20 protein-coding genes are annotated in these 21473 nt (G+C 64.6%); 11 read left to right on the top strand and 9 right to left on the bottom strand.

Annotated features, from left to right (window positions below):
* The first annotated feature begins 260 nt into the window (after positions 1 to 260).
* Positions 261 to 1166, top strand: a complete 906-nt coding sequence (locus B2P87_RS06660; RefSeq protein ID WP_141891628.1) for a hypothetical protein — start codon at positions 261 to 263, stop codon at positions 1164 to 1166.
* A 24-nt stretch (positions 1167 to 1190) separates the two neighbouring features.
* On the top strand, positions 1191 to 2744 hold the full coding sequence (locus B2P87_RS06665; protein WP_141891627.1) for a phosphate ABC transporter substrate-binding/OmpA family protein: 1554 nt from the start codon (positions 1191 to 1193) through the stop codon (positions 2742 to 2744).
* A gap of 100 nt (positions 2745 to 2844) precedes the next feature.
* On the opposite strand, the gene radC is transcribed toward B2P87_RS06665, so the two are convergent.
* The 3 genes from radC to dnaK all read right to left on the bottom strand — a co-directional run bounded on the left by radC (position 2845) and on the right by dnaK (position 6999).
* The gene (gene radC, locus B2P87_RS06670) at positions 2845 to 3609 is read right to left on the bottom strand and encodes a RadC family protein (protein ID WP_141891626.1); all 765 of its coding nucleotides are present in this window, start codon (positions 3607 to 3609) and stop codon (positions 2845 to 2847) included.
* A 244-nt stretch (positions 3610 to 3853) separates the two neighbouring features.
* Entirely contained in the window at positions 3854 to 4999 is a 1146-nt protein-coding gene (gene dnaJ / locus B2P87_RS06675) for a molecular chaperone DnaJ (RefSeq protein ID WP_141891625.1), read from the bottom strand.
* A 77-nt stretch (positions 5000 to 5076) separates the two neighbouring features.
* The gene (gene dnaK / locus B2P87_RS06680; RefSeq protein WP_058287317.1) at positions 5077 to 6999 is read right to left on the bottom strand and encodes a molecular chaperone DnaK; all 1923 of its coding nucleotides are present in this window, start codon (positions 6997 to 6999) and stop codon (positions 5077 to 5079) included.
* A gap of 215 nt (positions 7000 to 7214) precedes the next feature.
* Here dnaK and B2P87_RS06685 point away from each other — a divergent pair, with 215 nt between their 5' ends.
* Entirely contained in the window at positions 7215 to 7817 is a 603-nt protein-coding gene (locus tag B2P87_RS06685; RefSeq protein ID WP_141891624.1) for an alpha-ketoglutarate-dependent dioxygenase AlkB family protein, read from the top strand.
* Positions 7818 to 7895: 78 nt separating this feature from the next.
* On the opposite strand, the gene B2P87_RS06690 is transcribed toward B2P87_RS06685, so the two are convergent.
* Together B2P87_RS06690 and B2P87_RS06695 are read right to left on the bottom strand one after the other, a co-directional pair.
* Entirely contained in the window at positions 7896 to 8399 is a 504-nt protein-coding gene (locus B2P87_RS06690; protein WP_244940750.1) for a COG3650 family protein, read from the bottom strand.
* 101 nt (positions 8400 to 8500) lie between these two features.
* Complete coding sequence (locus B2P87_RS06695; RefSeq protein ID WP_058287314.1) at positions 8501 to 9322, bottom strand: ABC transporter permease; 822 nt, start codon at positions 9320 to 9322, stop codon at positions 8501 to 8503.
* 110 nt (positions 9323 to 9432) lie between these two features.
* Here B2P87_RS06695 and cysQ point away from each other — a divergent pair, with 110 nt between their 5' ends.
* The 8 genes from cysQ to B2P87_RS06735 all read left to right on the top strand — a co-directional run bounded on the left by cysQ (position 9433) and on the right by B2P87_RS06735 (position 18499).
* Positions 9433 to 10230 (top strand): 3'(2'),5'-bisphosphate nucleotidase CysQ, encoded by a 798-nt coding sequence (cysQ, locus tag B2P87_RS06700; protein ID WP_058287313.1) that lies wholly within the window; start codon positions 9433 to 9435, stop codon positions 10228 to 10230.
* The gene (locus B2P87_RS06705; RefSeq protein ID WP_141891622.1) at positions 10230 to 11030 is read left to right on the top strand and encodes a 3-deoxy-manno-octulosonate cytidylyltransferase; all 801 of its coding nucleotides are present in this window, start codon (positions 10230 to 10232) and stop codon (positions 11028 to 11030) included. Before cysQ ends, B2P87_RS06705 begins: the two co-directional genes overlap by 1 nt.
* 182 nt (positions 11031 to 11212) lie before the next feature.
* On the top strand, positions 11213 to 12106 hold the full coding sequence (galU, locus tag B2P87_RS06710) for a UTP--glucose-1-phosphate uridylyltransferase GalU (protein WP_058287311.1): 894 nt from the start codon (positions 11213 to 11215) through the stop codon (positions 12104 to 12106).
* A 47-nt stretch (positions 12107 to 12153) separates the two neighbouring features.
* A complete protein-coding gene (gene galE, locus B2P87_RS06715; RefSeq protein WP_141891621.1) occupies positions 12154 to 13137 on the top strand; it encodes a UDP-glucose 4-epimerase GalE in 984 nt (327 codons plus the stop codon).
* Positions 13138 to 13139: 2 nt separating this feature from the next.
* Positions 13140 to 14180, top strand: coding sequence for a glycosyltransferase family 2 protein (locus tag B2P87_RS06720; RefSeq protein ID WP_141891620.1), 1041 nt, complete (start codon positions 13140 to 13142; stop codon positions 14178 to 14180).
* Positions 14181 to 14372: 192 nt separating this feature from the next.
* Positions 14373 to 15359: a glycosyltransferase family 2 protein gene (locus B2P87_RS06725; RefSeq protein WP_058287596.1), complete on the top strand. Its 987-nt coding sequence runs from the start codon at positions 14373 to 14375 to the stop codon at positions 15357 to 15359.
* The gene (locus tag B2P87_RS06730; RefSeq protein ID WP_141891619.1) at positions 15356 to 17056 is read left to right on the top strand and encodes a beta-1,6-N-acetylglucosaminyltransferase; all 1701 of its coding nucleotides are present in this window, start codon (positions 15356 to 15358) and stop codon (positions 17054 to 17056) included. Before B2P87_RS06725 ends, B2P87_RS06730 begins: the two co-directional genes overlap by 4 nt.
* A gap of 6 nt (positions 17057 to 17062) precedes the next feature.
* Complete coding sequence (locus tag B2P87_RS06735; protein WP_141891618.1) at positions 17063 to 18499, top strand: nodulation protein NodH; 1437 nt, start codon at positions 17063 to 17065, stop codon at positions 18497 to 18499.
* Between the two features lie 354 nt (positions 18500 to 18853).
* Here the strand turns inward: B2P87_RS06735 and B2P87_RS06740 are convergent, their stop codons facing one another.
* From B2P87_RS06740 to B2P87_RS06755, 4 genes are all read right to left on the bottom strand, one after another.
* The gene (locus B2P87_RS06740; protein WP_058287306.1) at positions 18854 to 19318 is read right to left on the bottom strand and encodes a PTS sugar transporter subunit IIA; all 465 of its coding nucleotides are present in this window, start codon (positions 19316 to 19318) and stop codon (positions 18854 to 18856) included.
* Between the two features lie 52 nt (positions 19319 to 19370).
* Positions 19371 to 19928 carry a ribosome hibernation-promoting factor, HPF/YfiA family gene (gene hpf / locus B2P87_RS06745; RefSeq protein ID WP_058287305.1) on the bottom strand — a complete coding sequence of 186 codons (558 nt, stop codon included), beginning with the start codon at positions 19926 to 19928 and terminating at the stop codon, positions 19371 to 19373.
* 271 nt (positions 19929 to 20199) lie between these two features.
* A complete protein-coding gene (gene lptB, locus B2P87_RS06750) occupies positions 20200 to 20958 on the bottom strand; it encodes an LPS export ABC transporter ATP-binding protein (RefSeq protein ID WP_058287304.1) in 759 nt (252 codons plus the stop codon).
* Positions 20958 to 21470, bottom strand: a complete 513-nt coding sequence (locus tag B2P87_RS06755) for an LptA/OstA family protein (RefSeq protein ID WP_058287303.1) — start codon at positions 21468 to 21470, stop codon at positions 20958 to 20960. Before B2P87_RS06755 ends, lptB begins: the two co-directional genes overlap by 1 nt.
* Positions 21471 to 21473: the final 3 nt, after the last annotated feature.

Below are 21473 nucleotides of genomic sequence, written 5' to 3' on the forward strand. Positions count from 1 at the left end.
TTTGTCCAAAGACCGCTCCCGTTGGGCGTAGCGCTGCGCGATGCGCAGCGCTACGCCCAAGGCTGCCAGGGAGTTTCTGGCGAAGCCAGGGCCCCCGCAGGCGCGGGAGTTCCCCGCCTGAGTTTTCGCGTTGTTGTTTCCACCTCTGCAACAATGATGGCAAAGCTGCCGCATTTGCCGGAATCTCTCCCGGTTGAGGCCACAAACCGGCCGGCATTTTCAGCCAAGCTTGCGTTGACAGACAGGTTCAGGAGGATCCCATGCTGAGCAAACAGGTGGTGCTGACAAGTGCGATGACACTGGCGTGCGCCTTGGGCATCGGGTTCTTTATGCAGGCATCCAGCCCCCGCTGGGCGGGGGAGGCGGCTGCTGCAGCAGACCCGCAGCTGCCGCCCGAACCCGGGCCGGCTGAACTCAAGATTGAGAATATCACCCTGACCTCCCGCCGGGCTGAACCGGCCCTTTCTGACGTGCAGCCGCAATCCGCGCCTCTGGCGCAGCCCGGCGCCTGCAATGTGACAGCAGCGGCTGAAGCTGGCCCCATGGCCATGGTGTCCCTCACCGTTTCCGCGCCGTGCCACGGCGGCGAGCGCTTGACCGTGCATCACAGCGGCATGACCTTCACCGCCGCACTGGACCGGTCCGGGCACTTCGCAGCGCAGGTTCCGGCCCTGACGCGGACCGCGGTTTATATTGCGGAGACCGCTAGCGGAGGCGGTGCGGTTGCCGTTGCCGAAGCTGCGGACGCGGAGACCGTGGAGCGCGTGGTTCTGCAGTGGAGCGGCAGCAGCGGCCTTGAAATTCACGCCCGGGAGTTCGGCGCGGGGTATGGCAGCACCGGCCATGTCTGGCACGGGGCGGCGTCCGGCCTGTCTGCCGGGCAGGTGATCCGGCTTGGTGATGCCAGCCTTCTGGCGCCGCGTATCGCCGAAATCTACAGCGTCCCGTCCCGCCAGACAGGCCGCTCCGGAACGGTCTCCGTGACCGCCGAAGCGGAGGTGACGGGCCAGAACTGCGGCCGCGATATTTCGGCCCAGGCGCTGCAGCTGAGCGGCGGACGGCTCAGCAGCCGGGATCTGGTGATTGCAATGCCGGATTGCGATGCTCAGGGCAGTTTTCTGGTGTTGAATAATCTGGTGGAAGACCTGAAAATCGCCTCCAACTGATTTGCGGTAACTTCAGGTATCCATATGACCTTCTTGCGTGCGGCCGTCTGCGCCGCACTTTTTCTGGCGGCTTTCGCGCGCGCGCTTGCGGCCGAGGATGTCACCCTATCTTCGCCGGATGGCGCGGTTGAGATCACCGGCACGCTGCTGGGCTTCGACGGCGAGTTTTACCGGGTGCAGACCCAGTTCGGCGAACTCACCGTGGACGGCTCCGGCGTGTCCTGCGAGGGGCCGGGCTGTCCCAGCCTGTCCGGGTTTGTGGCGGAGATAACCCTGGCGGGGTCATCCACCATGTCCGAAGTGCTGCTGCCGGCGCTGATCGAGGGGTTTGCGCTGCGCAACGGCTACCAGACCCGGCGGGAACCGCTGCCGCAGGGCAACTTCAGCCATGTCCTGCTGCGCGGCCAGCAGCCTGCTGCCCGGTTCACCTTCACGGCCAGCAATACCGATGCCGGGTTTGCGGCGCTGATCGCGGATGAGGCCGATGTGGCGATGGCGCTGCGCGAGATCCGCCCGCTGGAGCAAAAGGCGGCCCGCGCCGCGCAGCTGGGGGATCTGACCGCACCCGGCCGCAGCCGCGTGCTGGCGCTGGACGCCTTCGTGCCGGTGGTGGCGCCCGGCAATCCGGTGCGGGAGATTTCCTTGCCGCAACTGGCGCAGGTTCTGTCCGGCCGGATTGCCAACTGGAAGGAGCTTGGCGGCCCCGACGCGCCGATTTCCCTGCATATGCCAGTGTCCGGCTCCGGGCTGGCGCAAGCGGTGGAGGATAAGCTGATGGCGCCTTTTGGCGCCGGGTTCGCGCCGCAGATCCGGCGTCACGACCGCAGCAGCACACTGGTGCGCCAGGTTCTGGTCGACCCGTTTTCCATCGGAATCGCCAGCTATGCGGAGAAGGGCGCGGCGCGGATGCTGACGCTGACGGGGCCGTGCGGGTTTTCCCTGCAGGCCAGCCGCTGGGCGGTGAAGACCGAGGATTATCCCCTGACGGTGCCGATGTTCCTGTACCTTCCGGCCCGCCGCCTGCCCAAGGTGGCGCGGGATTTCCTGACCTATGTTCGCGGGCCGGCGGCGCAGGCGGTGATCCGCCGGGCGGGGTTCGTGGATCAGGCGCCGGAGCTGATCCCGGTCAGCCGCCAGGGCAGCCGCTTTGCCAATGCGATCCTGGCCGCAGAGGGTGAGGCCGGGCTGGAAGAGCTGCAGCGGCTGGTCACGGTGCTGGGCGGGATGCGGCGGCTGACAGCCTCCTTCCGGTTCGAGCCCGGCTCAGCCCGCCCGGATGCGCAGTCCCGCAGCAATATCGAGCAGCTGGCCCGGGCGCTGGAAGCCGGGGAATTTGATGCCAAGGAGATTGTTTTTGCGGGGTTTTCCGACGGTGTCGGGCCTGCGGAGGGCAACCGGCAGATCGCGCTGAAACGCGCGGGCGCAGTGCGTGACGCAGTGGTGAAGGCCGCCGAGACTGCCGATATCAGCCGGGTTCGGATCCGGACCGAGGGCTTTGGCGAGGCGCTGCCGATGGCCTGTGATGACAGCGCCTGGGGCCGCCAGATCAACCGCCGGGTCGAGGTCTGGGTGCGCTAGGAGCGGCACGCCGGGCGCGCTCCCGCGCGTTTGGCAAGGCATCAGGGATGCCCTGCAACGCCTAGGGCCGGGCACCGCGCTGGCGCGCGGTGCGGCCGCGCTAGAGAAGCCCCTGGGCGCGGAAGCTGAGCTCGGTGGATTTGCCGATGATCAGGTGGTCGTGCAGGGTGATGCCAAGTGCGGTGAGGGCGGCCTGGATCTGGTCCGTCATGCCGATGTCACTGTCCGATGGCGTGGGGTCGCCGGACGGATGATTGTGCACTAAAATCAAGGCGCTGGCGTTCAACTCAAGGGCGCGTTTGGCGACCTCCCGCGGGTAGACGGGAACGTGATCGACGGTGCCGCGGGCCTGTTCCTCGTCCGCGATCAGCACGTTCTTGCGGTCCAGGAACAGGATACGGAACTGCTCTGTCTCGCGGTGGGCCATGGTGGTGTGGCAATAGTCCAGCAGCGCGTCCCAGCTGGAGATCACCTGCCGCTGCATCACCCGGGCGCGGGCCATCCGGTGGGCTGCAGCCTCCAGCACTTTGAAATCGATGATGACGGCATCGCCGATGCCTTTGACACGCGCCAGACGTTCCGGCGAGGCAGTCACCACGCGGTTGAAATCCCCAAAGGTTTCAAGCAGTTGCCGCGCCAGGGGTTTGACGTCCCGGCGCGGGATGGAGCGGAACAGGAGCAGCTCCAGCAGCTCGTAATCCGGCATTGCCGCGGCGCCGCCCTGCATGAAGCGCTCGCGCAGGCGGGCGCGGTGATCTTTGATGTAGGAGGGCAGGCGGCCCGGAGACAGGGGGGCCGCAGGGGTGTCGTCGCCGCCGGGAAACAGCGGCAGGGAGACGTCCTCGAATGCGGGATCCTGTGCCATACTGCCATAGTGCCGCCATCATGGTTGAGGAAGTGTTAACTCCCGCCGCAAGGTACGCCGCGATGCGGCGGCAGAGCGGGGGTGACAGGCGTGCACCCCCTGTACACCCCCTGTGCACCGCCGCGGTGCGGCGTGCCTGGATTCTGCCGCGGCCGGCTGGCAATAGGTTCGGGCGGAGCGCTAAAGAAAAAGCGCCCCGGCAGGGGCGCTTTCATCTGCGGCTCAGCTGGGCAAAACCCCGGCCTCAGCCTTTCATTCCGTCCCAGAAGCTTTTCACCGAAGAGAAGAAGCTGCGGGATTCGGGGTTGGTGTTTTCCGCGGAGATGTCCTCGAACTCGCGCAGAAGCTCCTTCTGGCGCGTGGTGAGGTTCATCGGGGTTTCCACCGCCAGTTCGATGAACATGTCGCCGGTGGCGCCGCCACGGAGCGCCGGCATGCCCTTGCCGCGCAGGCGCATCTGACGGCCCGACTGGCTGCCCTCGGGGATCTGCACCCGGCCGCGGCCGCCGTCGATGGTCGGCACCTCGATGGAGCCGCCAAGTGCTGCCTTGGCCATGCTGACCGGCACCCGGCAGTAGAGGTTGTTGCCGTCACGCTCGAACAGCTTATGCGCCGAGACCTCGACAAAGATGTAGAGGTCGCCCGGAGGGCCGCCGCGCAGGCCGGCTTCGCCTTCGCCTGCCAGGCGGATGCGGGTGCCGGTTTCGACGCCTGCCGGAATGTTCACCGACAGCGAGCGGTCCTTTTCCACCCGGCCGTGGCCATGGCAGGATTTGCACGGGTTCTTGATGATCTGGCCCAGGCCCGAACAGGTCGGGCAGGTGCGTTCGACGGTGAAGAAGCCCTGCTGCGCGCGGACCTTGCCCATGCCGGAGCAGGTCGGGCAGTTGGTCGGCTCGACCCCGCCTTCGGCGCCGGTGCCCTCGCAAGAGGAGCAGGCCACTGACGTCGGCACCTTGATGGTCTTGTGCAGGCCGGAAAAGGCCTCTTCGAGCGAGACCCGCAGGTTATACCGCAAGTCGGCACCGCGGGCGGCCCGCTGCCGTCCGCCGCCGCCGCGCTGGCCGCCCATGAAGTCGCCGAACAGATCGTCGAACACATCCGAGAAGGCGGAGGAGAAATCGCCGCCGCCAAAGCCCTGGCCGTGGCCGCCGCCCATGCCGTTTTCAAAGGCGGCATGGCCAAAGCGGTCGTAGGCCGCCTTTTTGTCAGCGTCCTTCAGAACGTCGTAGGCCTCATTGGCCTCTTTGAACTGCGCCTCGGCGTCCGGATTGTCCTTGTTCCGGTCGGGATGCAGTTCCTTGGCCTTCTTGCGAAAGCCTTTTTTGATTTCGTCAGCGGTGGCGCCTTTGGCCACCCCGAGAACGTCGTAATAGTCGCGTTTTGACATCGGTTACCCCATCTGCCTCAACGAAAATGGGCCGGTCCGGGGTACGGACCGGCCCGCTTTGGCCTGAGTGTCAGGCGTTAGCGCTTGTCGTCGTCCAGGTCTTCAAATTCGGCGTCAACAATGTCGTCATCGGCCGGGCCTGCGGACGCATTATCCGCGGCTGCGGGCTCTTCCTCGGCTTCTTCGGCCTGCGCCTTGTAGATCGCCTCGCCCAGCTTCATCGCGGCCTCGGTGACGTTCTGGATGCCGGACTTGATCTTCTCGGCGGACGATTTCTCGTTCTCCAGATCGTCCTTCAGCGCAGCCACGGCCAGTTCGATCACTTCGACGGTGGACGGGTCTACCTTGTCGCCGTGCTCTTCCACCGATTTCTCGGTCGAGTGGATCAGCGATTCGGCTTGGTTCTTGGCTTCCACCAGCTCGCGGCGTTCCTTGTCCGCCTCGGCGTTGGCTTCGGCGTCCTTGACCATCTTTTCGATGTCGTCGTCGGACAGGCCGCCCGATGCCTGGATGGTGATCTGCTGTTCCTTGCCGGTCGCCTTGTCCTTGGCGCCGACCGACACGATGCCGTTGGCGTCGATGTCGAAGGTCACTTCGATCTGCGGCATGCCGCGCGGTGCCGGCGGGATGTCTTCCAGGTTGAACTGGCCGAGCATCTTGTTGTCGGCAGCCATTTCACGCTCGCCCTGGAACACGCGGATGGTCACGGCGTTTTGGTTGTCTTCCGCGGTCGAGAACACCTGGCTCTTCTTGGTCGGGATGGTGGTGTTGCGGTCGATCAGGCGGGTGAAGACGCCGCCCAGGGTTTCGATGCCCAGCGACAGCGGGGTCACGTCGAGCAGCACCACGTCCTTGACGTCGCCCTGCAGAACGCCGGCCTGGATCGCGGCGCCCATGGCAACCACTTCATCCGGGTTCACACCCTTGTGCGGCTCCTTGCCGAAGAACTTGGTCACTTCCTCGATGACACGCGGCATCCGGGTCATGCCGCCGACCAGAACCACCTCGTCAATGTCGGAGGCGGAGAGGCCTGCGTCCTTGAGAGCCGCCTTGCAGGGGTCCATCGAACGCTTGATCAGGTCGGAAACCAGGCTTTCCAGCTTGGCGCGGGTCAGCTTCATCACCATGTGCAGCGGCTGGCCCGAGGACGGGTCCATCGAGATGAATGGCTGGTTGATCTCGGTCTGCGAGGTGGAGGACAGTTCGATCTTGGCTTTTTCAGCAGCCTCTTTCAGGCGCTGCAGAGCCATCTTGTCCTTGGACAGATCGACGCCGTTTTCCTTTTTGAACTCATCCGCCAGATAGTTGACGATGCGCATGTCGAAGTCTTCGCCGCCCAGGAAGGTGTCGCCATTGGTCGACTTCACTTCGAACAGGCCGTCGTCGATTTCCAGAATGGTCACGTCGAAGGTGCCGCCGCCGAGGTCATAAACGGCGATGGTCTGGGTGTTCTCTTTGTCCAGGCCATAGGCCAGCGCAGCCGCGGTCGGCTCGTTGATGATGCGCAGCACTTCGAGGCCCGCGATCTTGCCGGCGTCTTTGGTGGCCTGACGCTGGGCGTCGTTGAAGTAGGCAGGCACGGTGATCACCGCCTGGGTGACTTCCTCGCCCAGGTAGGATTCCGCGGTTTCCTTCATCTTGCCCAGGGTGAAAGCGGAGATTTGCGACGGGGAGTATTTCTCACCCTTTGCTTCGACCCATGCGTCGCCGTTGCCGCCGTTCACGATGGAGAACGGCACCATTTTCTTGTCTTTTGCGACAGCGGGGTCGTCAAACCGGCGGCCGATCAGGCGCTTGACGCCGAAAACGGTGTTGTCGGGGTTGGTCACCGCCTGGCGCTTGGCGGGCTGGCCGACCAGACGCTCTTCATCGGTGAAGGCGACAATCGACGGGGTGGTGCGCGCGCCCTCGGCGTTTTCGATCACGCGGGGCTGGGAGCCATCCATGATGGCCACGCAGGAGTTGGTGGTACCCAGGTCAATGCCGATAACTTTGCTCATGTTCGATCCCTTACATTTACTCAAGGCGATTACCCGAGGCCTGAACCCGTTGCGGCATCCCGGCCCCGATCTGAAGTTGCGGTTTGGTCTGCACCTTGCCGCGTCCCGGCGTATATAGGGACGTGAAAACGGCCCTGCAAGCGCTCAGGCGCGCGGCCAAGCGTGAATCAATGCGCTTTTTTGCAGCGGTCTTGGTTAAGGATGGATGAACGGCAATGACCCTGCTGCGCGTGCGCGGATTCGATATCCACAAGGGCTGTCTGGAGCCCGCCCGGCAGGCGGCGCTGATCGAGGCGCTGCGGCCTGTGCTGAAGGCAGCGCCCCTGTTTTCGCCGGTGGTGCCGGGCGGCGGGCAGATGTCGGTGCGGATGACCTCGGCCGGGAAATTCGGCTGGTATTCCGATGCCTCCGGCTACCGCTATGCCGAAGCACACCCGTCGGGGCGGCCCTGGCCCGCGATCCCGGACCCGGTGCTGGAGATCTGGCGGCAGCTGACCGGGCTGGAGCGCGAACCGGAATGCTGCCTGCTGAACTACTACGGCGAGGGCGCCCGGATGGGGCTGCATCAGGACAAGGATGAGGCGGATTTCTCCTATCCCGTGGTTTCCATTTCGCTGGGCGATGACGGGCTGTTCCGGATCGGCAACCGGACCCGCGGAGGCAAGACGGAGTCGGTTTGGCTGAACTCGGGCGATGTGGTGGTGATGGGCGGCGAGGCGCGGCTGATGTATCACGGGGTGGACCGGATCCGGTTCAAATCCTCCCGCCTGCTGCCCAAGGGCGGACGGATTAACCTGACCTTGAGGGTGGTGACGTGAGGCCGGAGGCGGGCGCAAAAGTTTTACGGAAAACTTTTGCCAAGACTTTTGAGTAAAAGTCTTGGGCCGGAACGCCGCTCAGGGCGCCAGCGAGCAGCAGCCGGATTGCAAGTCGGGTGTGTCCAGCTGAAACAGGTCAACCGACAACCCAAAGGTGCGGTCTGACATGCCATCGCTGCAGGCCGAACGGCGGATCACCGCGCCGGCGCCGCCTTCCAGAGGAAGCAGATAATGACCGCCATGGTTTCGCGATGTGAGCACCCGTCCGGCTTTGAGCCGGGTGTGGCCGCCAGGGGTGGCGTAATCCGCCGCACCGTCCTGTGTAATGTTCAGGATCCAAAACGGTTCGGTTCCAAAGCAACTGAATCGGCGCGGCAGTGCCAGACCATCCTCTGTGGACGCCCGTGTCAGGTAGCGCAGGGCAGCCCAGCCTGAGCGCTCGCCGCTGTTCACCAGGCCCCATGTGCCGCTGCCGTCCGCTGCCACGACCTCAACCCCGGCTTGATCCGGCGCCAGGGTGCCAATGATTTCAGCGCTCGCTGAAGGGGCGCTGCGGATGTTCAGCACGTCATCCGCCGCCACGCCGGCGACGCTGTAAAGCGCCGGAAACTCCTGCGCTGCGGCCGGCAGAGCGGCGGCGGCCAGCCAGAGCAAGGCGGCAGCGGCGCACCGTCTCGTCGCCCTCATCGCCGCGCGCTCCAGCTGAGGGAGACGTTGCGGCGGGTGTAGAACTCCCCCATCAGACCGATCACGATCAGCACCAGTGCCACCCAGGCCGCATACTGCCAGGAGCTGAAATGCGGGTTGTAGTTGATGAACACAAAGCCGCGGGACTGGTCGATGCAGTGGAACAGCGGGTTCCAGTCGAACATCGCCAGCATGAAGCTGGGCAGCGTGTTTGCCAGAAACATCTTGCCCGAAGCGATCATGTTAGCCCTCTGGTAGATCATGGTCAGGATGCTGACAAAGCCGGGCGCCCAGGGTTTCAGTACCAGGAATACCAGCCCCACGGACGCGCCCGTGATCCAGGCCAGCAGCACCATGCCGAAAGCCCCCGCCGGATCTTCGATATGCAGGGGGGTGAAGGCAACGTGGTAGACAAACAGGATGATGAACAGCGACAGCACCTGAATATAAAGCGCGCCGATGGCCGCGGACAGAATGGCCACCATCGTGTTCATCGGGGCGTGCTGCATCATCGGGCTGCTGGGCCCTTCGGCGCCCGCAACCGCACTGACGGTTTTGGTGTGCACCATGAACAGAAAAATGCCGGACATCACATACAGCAGGAAATCGCCGCGGATGGCGGAGCCGCGCAGCCCAAGGAGCGCAAACATCACGTAAAAGGCGGCCACAAAGAGCACCGCCTGCATGATGTTCAGGCCAAGCGCGGCAAAGGCGTTGTTATGCTTGGAGCGGACGCTGCGCACGACGGAGTGGAACACGACCTCTGTGAGGGCGACAAAACCGGAGATCCAGGATTGCTGCGTGCGCTGCTGAAACATGAGGCCTGTATTCTCTGCTCGAATCCGATGCGGCTGCTTGCCGTTCTGCTGTCTGCACAGCATAAGAGACGAGAGGCAAATTTTCAATTAAACCCGACAGGGAGGTCCGCGTGACATATGAAGACCTGGTGCCCGTGATCCGCCGCCTGGCCATCGAGGCCGGCGCAAAGATCATGGAGATCTACAACTCCGACGATTTCGGCGTGAAGGTGAAATCCGACGAGAGCCCGGTGACGGAAGCGGATGAAGCCGCGGATGCGCTGATTTCGGCGGGCCTGCGGGCGGCGTTCCCGGACATGATGCTGGTTACCGAGGAGCAGGCGGCTTCGCACAGTGCGCGCGGCGACACCTTCCTGATCGTCGACCCGCTGGACGGCACCAAGGAATTCATCCACCGCCGCGGCGACTTCACCGTCAATATCGCGCTGGTGGAAATGGGTGTGCCGACCCGCGGCGTGGTCTATGCGCCGGCAAAGGAGCGGATGTTCTTTACCCTGGCGGACGGCAGCGCAGTCGAGGAAACAGGCGCGTTCGATCCCGAGACCATCGGGGAAATCCGCCCGATCCGGGTTGCGGACAGCGACAATTCGGCCCTCATGGTGGTGGCCTCGAAATCGCACCGCGATCAGGCAACCGACGATTACATCGGCAAGTACAGCGTCAAGGACATGAAGAGCGCGGGCTCTTCGCTGAAATTCTGCCTGGTGGCCACCGGCGAGGCGGATCTGTATCCGCGTGTCGGCCGCACCATGGAGTGGGACACCGCCGCCGGTCACGCGGTGCTGGCGGGCGCTGGCGGGAAAGTGGTGCGTTTTGACGATCATTCCCCGCTTATTTACGGTAAAGAGGGCTATGCGAACCCGTTCTTCATCGCCTATGCACCGGCCGTGGAATTGAAGAAAGCCTGATGTCTGTCCTGATTGTCATCCCCGCCCGCTACGCCTCGACCCGTTACCCCGGCAAGCCGCTGGTGCCATTGACCGGGGCCACCGGTGAAAAGCGCACCCTGGTGGAGCGCTCCTGGCGGGCGGCCTGTTCGGTGCAGGGCGCGGACCGGGTGGTGGTGGCAACGGATGACGATCGCATCAAGGACGCGGCTGAGGCGTTCGGCGCCGAAGTGGTGATGACCGCGCCGGAGTGCGCCAACGGCACCGAGCGCTGCGCCGAGGCGCATGCGGCGCTGGGCGGCGGCTATGAGATCGTGGTGAACCTGCAGGGCGATGCGCCGCTGACCCCGCATTGGTTTGTCGAGGATCTGGTCGCCGGCCTGCGCGATGCGCCCGGCATGGAGCTGGCGACGCCGGTGCTGCGCTGCAACGGCGAGACGCTGAACAGCCTGCTGGCAGACCGCAAGGCGGGCCGGGTCGGCGGCACCACAGCGGTGTTTGCCGAGGACCGCAGCGCGCTCTATTTCTCCAAAGAGGTGGTGCCTTATTGCGGCAAGGCTTATGGCGCTGGCGAAAACACGCCGGTCTTTCATCACGTCGGCGTCTATGCCTACCGCCCGGATGCCCTGGCAGCGTATTCTGGTTGGCGGGCCGGGCCGCTGGAAAACCTGGAAGGCCTGGAGCAGCTGCGGTTCCTGGAGAACGGGCGCAAGGTGCTGTGTGTTGAGGTGGATGCGCGCGGGCGGGAGTTCTGGGAGCTGAACAACCCTGAGGACGTGCCGCGCCTGGAGGCTATGATGAAGAAAATGGGGCACGAGTGACTGGATCATGGTAATGAGAGACAGTAATGGCACGCGACGGTTGCATACCGGCGGCCGCAGAGGGCAGCAGGCAGCTGCGTTGAAATTCGTTGGAGGCGGCCGGGCGTAATGCGCGCCAGCTTCTCCGCGGCTCGCGCTGGAGACAGCCGCAGGCCCGGTAATTAAAGTACAGTGAGAACGACATGCGTAGAAAAGTAACTAAGGCAATTTTTCCGGTTGCGGGCCTGGGGACACGGTTCCTGCCGGCAACCAAGTCGGTGCCTAAGGAAATCATGACCCTGGTCGACCGGCCGCTGGTGCAATACGCCATCGACGAGGCGCGCGCTGCCGGGATCAAGGAGTTCATCTTTGTCACCTCGCGCGGCAAGGGCGCGCTGGAGGACTATTTCGACCATTCGCCGGTCCTGGAGCAGGAGCTGCGCAGGAAGGGCAAGGACGACCTGCTGGAAATCCTCAAGAGCACAGACATGGAATCCGGTGCCATTGCCTATATCCGCCAGCACAAGGCGCTGGGCCTCGGCCATGCGGTCTGGTGCGCGCGCCGGCTGATCGCCAATGAACCCTTTGCGGTGATCCTGCCGGACGACGTGATCGCGGCGGAAAAGCCCTGTCTGCAGCAGATGGTCGAAGCCTACGAGGAAACCGGCGGCAACATGGTTGCCGCGATGGAGGTTCCGCCGGAGCAGACATCGTCTTATGGTGTGCTCGACGTGAAAGAGGACATGGGCCAGGTGGTTGCCGCCAACGGCATGGTGGAAAAGCCCAAGATGGAAGAGGCGCCGTCGAACCTGGCGGTGATCGGCCGGTACATCCTGGCGCCGTCGGTTCTGAAGAACCTCAACAAGATGAAGCAGGGCGCGGGCGGCGAAATCCAGCTGACCGATGCAATCGCCGAAGACATCGCCAAGGATGTGCCGGTCTACGGCTACCGCTTCCGCGGCCAGCGGTTCGACTGCGGCTCCAAGGCGGGCTTCCTGCAGGCGACCGTCGCCTTTGCGCTGGCGCGCGATGAGCTGCGGGACGACCTGCTGAGCTACATCACCGAAATCGCGCAGGTCGGAAAGGCCGCGCAGTAACCACTCTGGCCGCCCTCCCGGGGGCGGCCCAGCATGGGGCAGAGACAGTGACAAATATCCTTGTGACCGGCGGTGCCGGATACATCGGCTCGCATGCCTGCAAGGCACTAAAGGCGGCGGGCTATACACCTGTAACCTACGACAACCTGGTGACCGGCTGGCAGGATGCGGTCAAGTTCGGCCCCTTCGAGAAGGGCGATCTGAACGACCGCGCCCGGCTGGATGAGGTGTTTGCCAAATACCGGCCGGCCGCGGTGATGCATTTCGCGGCGTTGAGCCAGGTGGGCGAGGCGATGAGCGAGCCGGGCCGCTACTGGGCCAACAACACCGGCGGGTCGCTGAACCTGGTGGAGGCCGCGGTGGCGGCGGGCTGCCTGGACTTCGTGTTCTCTTCGACCTGCGCCACCTATGGCGAGCATGACAATGTGGTGCTGGACGAAAACACCCCGCAGCTGCCGCTGAATGCCTATGGCGCCTCCAAGCGCGCGGTCGAGGATATCCTCAAGGATTTCGGCGCCGCCCACGGGTTGCGGTCGGTGATTTTCCGTTACTTCAACGTGGCGGGTGCCGACCCCGAGGCCGAAGTGGGAGAGTTCCACCGGCCCGAGACCCATCTGGTGCCGCTGGTGCTGGATGCAGTTGCGGGCAAGCGCGATGCGCTGACCATCTTCGGCACCGACTACGACACGCCGGACGGCACCTGCATCCGCGATTACGTGCATGTCTGCGACCTGGTGGACGCGCATGTGCTGGGCCTGAAGTGGCTGGAAGACGGCAAGGGCAGCCAGGTGTTCAACCTGGGCACCGGCAGCGGCTTTTCGGTGCGCGAGGTGATGGACAAGGCGGAAGCCGTGACCGGCCAGAAAGTGCCCTGCAACACTGGCCCGCGCCGGGCTGGCGACTGCACCAAGCTGGTGTCGGGCTCGACCCGCGCGGTGACCGATCTGGGCTGGGAGCCGCGGCGCTCCACCCTGGAAACCATGATCGCCGATGCCTGGAAGTGGCACAAGACGGGTCATTACGAGGCTTGAGCATGACTGGCCCCGCCGCCCCTGATCTGCCGCCGCTGGGCCTGACCGGGGCCTACCGGATGCGGTGGAAGCGGCGGCGGATGCTGTGGCGGGCCTTGCGGGCCCGCCGCGGGATGGCCAAGGCCGCGGACCGCACCGGGCAGATCCCCCAGGAAGGCGTTCTCGTCTTCACTGTTCTGCGCAATGAGATCACCCGGCTGCCCTTTTTCCTTGAGCATTACCGGCGCCTGGGCGCGGTGCATTTCCTGGCCGTGGACAACGCCAGCGATGACGGCAGCGCCGAACTGCTGGCGGACCAGCCGGATGTGTCCCTGTGGCGCGCCGGCGGCAGCTACCGGGACACGCGTTTTGGTCTCGACTGGCTGGGCTGGCTGCTGATCCGGTATGGCCACGGGCGCTGGTGCCTGACGGTCGATACGGATGAGCTGCTGGCCTATTCGGGCATGGAGACGCATTGGCTGGACGCCCTGACGCAGCGGCTGGCGCAGCAGGGGCGCACGGGATTTGGCGCGCTGATGCTGGATCTTTATCCCAAGGGACCGCTGGGCGCGCAGAGCTATGCACCCGGGCAGGACCCGTGCGAGGTGCTGCAGTGGTTTGACGCCGGGCCTTACCGCGCGGTGCGGCAGCAGCCGATGGGCAATCTGTGGGTGCAGGGCGGTGTGCGCCAGCGTGTGTTTTTCCCGGACCAGCCGGAGCGATCGCCGACGCTGAACAAGCTGCCGCTGGTGCGCTGGAACCGGCGCTATGCCTATATCAACTCCACCCATTCGATGCTGCCGCCGCGGATGAATGCGCAATACGGCGGGCCGGGCGGCACAGCGCCGTCAGGGGTGCTGCTGCACACGAAATTCCTGCCGGAAATTGTTTCCAGATCGGCAACGGAAAAACAGCGGCAGCAGCATTTCCACACGCCGCAGCAATTTGACACCTATTACGACCGGATCGCGCAAGCGCCGGATCTGTGGCACCCGGGATCTGTCCGCTACCGCGGTCCGGACCAGCTGGCAGAACTCGGTCTGATGACGCCGCTGTCCTGGTGACCGCCATGTCCGGCGCGGGGTGTTGCAGCCGCGCCGTGCGTCCGCGTAACTGTTTCTAAATCCGTTGTTAATACCATATGCCCGTGACATATTGCGCGGAAACTTGCCGAAGGTGCAGGGCGGCTTCGGCAGGCTGGCGCGCTCCTTGGAAAAGGGTTTGGAGTAAACGTGGGGCTTTGGGATTCTTACCGGATGCGGTTGCGGCGCAAACGGCGGCTGGTCCGCGCCGTGCGCAAGTCCGGTGAGCTGACGTCTGTGCAGGACAATACACGGTCGATCCGCCCAAAGGATATCCTGCTGGTCTGCACCATGCGCAACGAGCAGATCCGGCTGCCCTATTTCCTGCAGTACTACCGCGGACTTGGGATCAACCATTTCCTGTTTGTGGACAATGGCTCCACCGATGGCACGGCGGATTACCTGCGCGGGATGGCGGATGTCTCGCTGTGGCACACCACGGCGAGCTACAAGCGCGCGGGCTTTGGCATCGACTGGATGAACTGTCTCAAGCGCAGATACGCCCATGGGCACTGGGTGCTGGTGGTCGATCCGGATGAGTTCTTTATATACCCGTTCTGCGACACGCGGCCGATCCGGGCGCTGACCGACTGGCTGGACAATTCGGCGATCCGCAGCTTCTCGGCGATGCTGCTGGATGTTTACCCCAAGGGGCGGATCGGTGAGGTGCCGTATCAGGCGGGGCAGAATCCGCTGGAGATTGCCCATTGGTTCGACAGCGGCAATTACACCATCCGCCGCAACCCGGAATACGGCAACCTGTGGATCCAGGGCGGGCCGCGGGCGCGGATGTTCTTTGCCGACCAGCCGGACCGGGCGCCGGCGCTGAACAAGATCCCGCTGGTGAAATGGCACCGCCGCTATGCCTATGCCAGCTCCACCCATGCGCTGCTGCCGCGCGGGCTGAACCAGGTTTATGAGACCGACGGCGGCGAAAAGGCGAGCGGCGCACTGCTGCATACCAAGTTCCTCGACACCTTCACCGCCAAGGCGCAGGAGGAGCTGGAGCGCGGCCAGCATTACGGCGGATCGGTGGAGTACAAGGCCTATGCCGCCAAGCTGACGGAGCAGCCGGAGCTGTGGTGCAAATGGAGCGAGAAATACATCAACTGGCGCCAGCTTGAGATCCTGGGGCTGATGTCCAAGGGGAACTGGGCATGAGCACGGCGGGAGTTGTCATGCTGGTCCACACCGCGCTGGAACGGGCGGCGCAGGTGGTGCGTCACTGGACCGCGGCGGGCTGTCCGGTTGTGCTGCATGTGGACCGCAAGGTCCGGCAGGAAGCGTTTGACCGCTTCCGCCGGTCGCTGGACGGCAACCCGCTGGTGCGGTTTTCCGCCCGCCACCGCTGCGAATGGGGCACTTGGGGTATCGTTGCCGCCTCGCAGGCGGCGTCTGAGGTGATGCTGGCGGAGTTTCCGGATGTGCGCCACGTCTACCTCGCCTCGGGCTCCTGCCTGCCGCTGAGGCCGGTGCAGGAGCTGGTGGGCTACCTTGCCGCGCGCCCGGACACCGATTTCATCGAAAGCGCCACCACCGCGGATGTGCCTTGGATTGTCGGCGGCCTCAGCCATGAACGGTTCACGCTGCGGTTCCCGTTCTCGTGGAAAAAGCACCGCTACCTGTTCGACCGCTATGTGAACCTGCAGCGCAAGCTGCGGTTCAAGCGGCGGATCCCGCCCGGGCTGGTGCCGCATATGGGCAGCCAGTGGTGGTGCCTGACCCGCAAGACCCTGACGGCAATCCTGCAGGACCCGGACCGCCCGGTCTATGACGCCTATTTCCGCAAGGTCTGGATCCCGGACGAAAGCTACTTCCAGACCCTGGCGCGGCGGTATTCCAGCAATATCGAAAGCCGCTCCCTGACGCTGAGCAAGTTCGATTTCCAAGGCAAGCCGCATATCTTCTATGACGACCATCTGCAGCTTTTGCGCCGGTCCGACTGTTTTGTCGCGCGTAAGATCTGGCCGCATGCGGACCGGCTGTATCAGGCGTTCCTGACGGATTCTGCCGGGGCGATGAAACGGACCGAGCCGAACCCCGGCAAGATCGACCGGATCTTTGCCAAGGCGGTGGAACGGCGCACCCGCGGGCGGCCCGGCCTTTACATGCAAAGCCGGTTTCCCGGGCAGGGGTCGGAAAACGGGATCACCTCCAGCCCCTATTCGGTGTTCCAGGGCTTCACGGAGCTGTTCGAGGATTTTGAGCCCTGGCTGGCCAGAACCACTGGCGCCCGGGTGCACGGCCATCTCTTTGCGCCGGAGGGAGCGGAATTCGCGCAAGCGCAGAGCCTGGTCAACGGCTGCCTCAACAGCAATGCCAAAGCGCGCGACTGCAATCCGGAAAGCTTTCTGACCAGCCTGATCTGGAATACCCGCGGCGAGCGCCAGTGCTTTCAGTTCGGTCCGCGCGACAATCAGGCGGTGAACTGGCTGCTGGCGCGCGATACAAATGCGCAGGTCTCGGTCATCAGCGGGGCCTGGGCGGTGCCGCTGTTCAAATCCAGCCGCAGTTTCGCGGAACTGCGGCAGGAGGCGGCGCGGCTGCAGCAGATCGAGGCGGAGCAGCTGAAGATCCTGCGGTCGCAATGGACCAAGGCGCGGGTGCGGATCTGGAGCATGGCAGACTTTGCCGAGGCGCCGATGGAACCGCTGCAGACCGTCCTTGGCGAAACCGGCGCGATCTCCGCCCGCCACCTGAGCGAGGCCCCGAGGATGACGGATCTTGAAGGCTTCGGCCAGTTTTTGCAGACTCTGAAGAACCAGGGGATGCATCCCTATCTGATGGGGGATTTTCCGGCCGGACCGATGCCTGTCAGCCCGTCAACGCCGCAGCGCAAACCCTATCTGGTGCGATAACCGCTTATGTCTGAACCCGCTTTTGATTACTTCGTTGTCTTTGCCGAAATGCGGACCGGGTCCAATTTTCTGGAAACCAATCTGAATGCCTTTGACGGGCTCGCCTGCCATGGCGAGGCGTTCAATCCGCATTTCATCGGCTATCCCGATTCCGCGGATATCCTGGGTGTGACCCAGAGCCTGCGCGAGGCCGATCCGGCGCGGCTGATCCAGGAGATCAGGGCGCAGCCGGGGGTGCTGGGCGGGTTCCGCTACTTCCACGACCATGATCCGCGGGTGCTGGATCAGATGCTGGAGGATCCGCGCTGCGCCAAGATCGTGCTGACGCGCAATCCGCTGGACAGCTACGTGTCCTGGAAGATCGCCCAGGAGACCGGGCAATGGAAGCTGACCAATGTAAAGCGCCGCAAGGAGGCCAAGGCACAGTTCGATGCGGCGGAGTTTGCCGCCCATGCCGAAACGCTGCAGGCCTTTCAGGTGACGCTGCTGAACCGGCTGCAGGCGCTGGGCCAGACCGCGTTTTATGTGGCTTACGAGGACTTGCAAAGCGTCGTGGTGATGAACGGGCTGGCCCGCTGGCTGGGGGTTCCGCAACAGCTGGAGGCGCTGGACGAGAGCCTCAAGCGGCAGAACCCGGCGCCGGTGCTGGACAAAGTGGCCAATCCCGAGGAGATGCAGGCGGCCTTGGCCGGCCTGGACAGGTTCAACCTGACCCGCACCCCGAACTTCGAGCCGCGCCGCGGCCCGGCAGTGCCGGGCTATGTGGCGGGTGCGGCGACGCCGCTCCTGTATCTGCCGCTCAAGGGCGGGCCGGAGGCGGAGGTGGAGCAGTGGATGGCGGATCTGGACCGGGTCGCGCCGCACGGGCTGATCCGGGGTCTGAACCAGAAGCAGTTGCGCCAGTGGAAGCGCGGCAACAAGGGCTTTCGCAGCTTTACCGTGCTGCGGCATCCGGCGGCGCGGGCCCATGCAGTGTTCTGCCGCCGGATCCTGAACGCGGGCGAGGGCAGTTACCGGCAAATCCGCAACACGCTGCGGCGGCAGTTCGGGCTGGCGGTGCCGGAGGCGGGGCCGGGCGAGGGGTACACCCGGGCGCAGCACCGGGAGGCGTTCGCCACGTTCCTGGAGTTCGTGCGGGCCAGCCTGGCGGGCCAGACCTCGGTCCGGCTGGACGCGGAATGGGCCAGTCAGAGCCAGGCGCTGGAGGGGTTCGCCGGCGCCGGGGTGCCGGATCTGCTGATCCGCGAAACGGAGATGGCAGACGACTTGCCGGCCTTGGCGCGGAAACTGGGGCGGATGGAGCCCGGGCCGGTTCCGGCCGCGCTGCCGGAGCAGCCATTTGCGCTGGATGAGATTTACGACGCCGGTCTGGAAGCGCTGATCGCGTCTGTCTACCAGCGCGATTATCTGGCGTTCGGTTTCGGCCCCTGGCGCGCAGACTGACCCGGACGGCTGGAGGCAGGCGGGGCGCTCCCGCGCCCGCAGGATATTGGCTGCGCCAAATACCCTTGGCGGCCTTGGGCCCGGCGCCGCACACAGTTCGGCGCGGCGCTTGGCGCAGGTCTGTGCGGTGACACTCAAGCCGGGCTAAGGGATGCTGCCGCATGGGGCGGGGCCGCAGGCCGTGGCCCATGCCCGGCCCAACGGGAAGAGCGCCGCCGGACGGCGGCCGATGACGGGCGGGAGCGCTTACGCGGCTTAAACTGCCTTGGCCGGAGACTGCGGCGGCGGGGCGGCAACTTCCCGCTGGCCTTCTGGTCAGCCGGCTGACCGGACGCAACACGCGCCGCGCCGGGATCAGGCGGCCTGGACGGACTGGTCCTCGGTCAGGATGGTGTACAGCGTGGCCGGGTCGTGGTTGGCGCGCAGCTTGGTGCAGAAGCTTTGCTCGCGCAGGGTGCGCGACACCAGCGCCAGGGCCTTCAGGTGCTCGACGCCTGCGTCTTCCGGCGCAAACAGGGCAAAGGCGATGTCCACCGGCTGACGGTCGACGGCGCCGAAATCCAGCGGTTTCTCAAGGATCAAAAAGACGCCGCAGACCTCGCTGATGCTGCCCAGCCGGGCGTGCGGCAGGGCGACGCCATGGCCGACACCGGTGGGGCCGAGGCTCTCGCGGTCCAGCAAGGCCTCGACCGTGGGCTGGGCGTCCAGCCCATAGGCTGTCTGAGCAATATCTGCGACTTCCTGGAACAACCGCTTCTTGCTCGAGGCCGCTCCGATTACCCGGACGGCCTCTGGCTTGAGGATGCTGGAAATCTGCATATGTCTGCTCCGTTCCGGCGCCCCCGGCGGGGCGCCGATGCCTTAGATGTGTTTACGGATCAATCCAGCCGATATTGCCGTCTTCGCGGCGGTAGACCACATTCAATCCGTCCTTGCCTTCGTTGCGGAAGACCAGAACCGGGGCGCCTGCCAGCTCCATCTGCATCACCGCTTCCCCGACCGACAGAGACGGAATGCGGGTTTCCATTTCGGCGACGATGATGGGCTGCAGCGTGTCCGGTTCGGAATCCGCTTCCTCAGCCGCGAGGATATACGAGTTGGCGCCCAAATGTTCAACCGGCTCGCTGCGGTCCTTGTGATGGTCCTTCAGGCGGCGCTTGTAGCGGCGCAGCTGTTTTTCCATCTTTTCGCAGCAGGCCTCGAAGGCGGCATAGATCTCCGTTGCATGCGCCTTGGCCTGGGCGCTCAATCCGGTCGACAGATGGACGGTGGCTTCACACACATACTCATGCGCCGAACGGGAAAAGACCACAGCCGCGTCGGTCGGGCGTTCGGCATATTTCTGAACGGCCGACCCCAGTTCGTTCTGCACATGGGTCTGCAGAGCTTCACCGATGTCGATCTGTTTACCGCTGATTTTGTAACGCATGTGATCTCCTTCACAAATTATTGCGGCCGGGCCCGCCGCCAAGGCAATCCTTGGCGCTGTCACATCAGGTCCGGAACCGGGGGGCAGGCCAGCCGTCCGGGTGCATCCATCCGGTCCTTGTCGCCAAGGCTGAGGAGCGGATTGCATCGGACTGCGCGTATGCCATGGGTCAATTCGACGGCAAGACAGCGGGAGAGTCAATGGATATTCCCGAAAAATGAAGCCTGCCTTTCAGGCATATTTCCGGGGTGCCCGCCGCCGGCGCAGCGGCTCAGGAAATGCGGAAATTGTCGCCCAGATAGACCCTGCGGACGTTCTCATTTTCGACCACTTCCTCGGGGCTTCCGGACATCAGCACCTGCCCGTCATGCAGGATATAGGCGCGGTCGACGATCTCCAGCGTTTCGCGCACGTTGTGGTCGGTGATCAGCACGCCGATGCCGCGCTTTTTAAGGTCGCCCACCAGATGGCGGATGTCGCCGACCGAGATCGGGTCCACGCCGGCAAAGGGCTCATCAAGCAGCAGATACTTGGGATCGGCGGCCAGGCAGCGGGCGATTTCGACGCGGCGGCGCTCACCGCCGGACAGCGCCAGCGCGGGCGCGCGGCGCAGATGCTCGATCGAGAAGTCCGACAGCAGCTCTTCCAGCCGCTCGCGGCGCTTGTGCTCATGCTTTTGCGAAATATCCAGCACGGCGGAGATGTTGTCCTCCACCGACAGGCCGCGGAAGATCGACATTTCCTGCGGCAGATAGCCGATGCCCAGGCGCGCGCGGCGGTACATCGGCAGGCCGGTCACGTTCTGGCCGTCGATGCTGACGGTGCCCGCTTCGGGAAACACCAGGCCTGCGATGGCGTAAAAGCTGGTGGTCTTGCCGGAGCCGTTGGGCCCCAGCAGCGCCACCACCTCGCCGCGGTTCAGCGACATCGAGACATCCCGGATCACCACCCGCTTGCGGTAGGATTTGCGCAGCCGCTCGATGCGCAGCCCGGAGGAGCCTTCGGTCACGGTCAGGTCGGGTTTCGCCATCAGTTGCTGCCGCCGTTGGGGTTCAGGATGGTCTTCACCCGGCCGGCCATCTTGGCGGTGCCCGAGGTCAGGTTCACCTCCAGCCGGTTCGACGCCAGGGTGCCGCCTTCCTGATTGAGCAGCACATTGCCGGTCATCACGATGGTGCCATTGTCGATGGTGTATTCTGCGCGCTCCGCCTCGGCGGCGTCAGGGCCGCTGACCAGCACCACGTTGCCGGCCGCCTCCAGCCGTTCGATACCTGCCTTGGCGCCGCTGTCGTCCGCGGTTTTGTAGATCACCAGGACGGTGTCCGCGGACAGCCGCATGATGCCCTGCACAATCAGAACATTGCCGGTGAATTCGGCGGATCCGTCAGCCTGGTTAACCGCCAGATTGTCGGCGGTGACTTCGACGGGCTGGCTGGGGTCGGCCTTGACGGCGCCAAAGGCGACGGAAGCCGTTTGCGCTGCCGCGAGGCCGGGAAATACCGCCAGCGGCAGGCAGAAGATCAGGGTGCGCAAATAGGACACAGG

It is taken from the genome of Leisingera sp. UBA4491 (genome assembly GCF_002388965.1).
Lineage (GTDB): Bacteria > Pseudomonadota > Alphaproteobacteria > Rhodobacterales > Rhodobacteraceae > Leisingera > Leisingera aquaemixtae.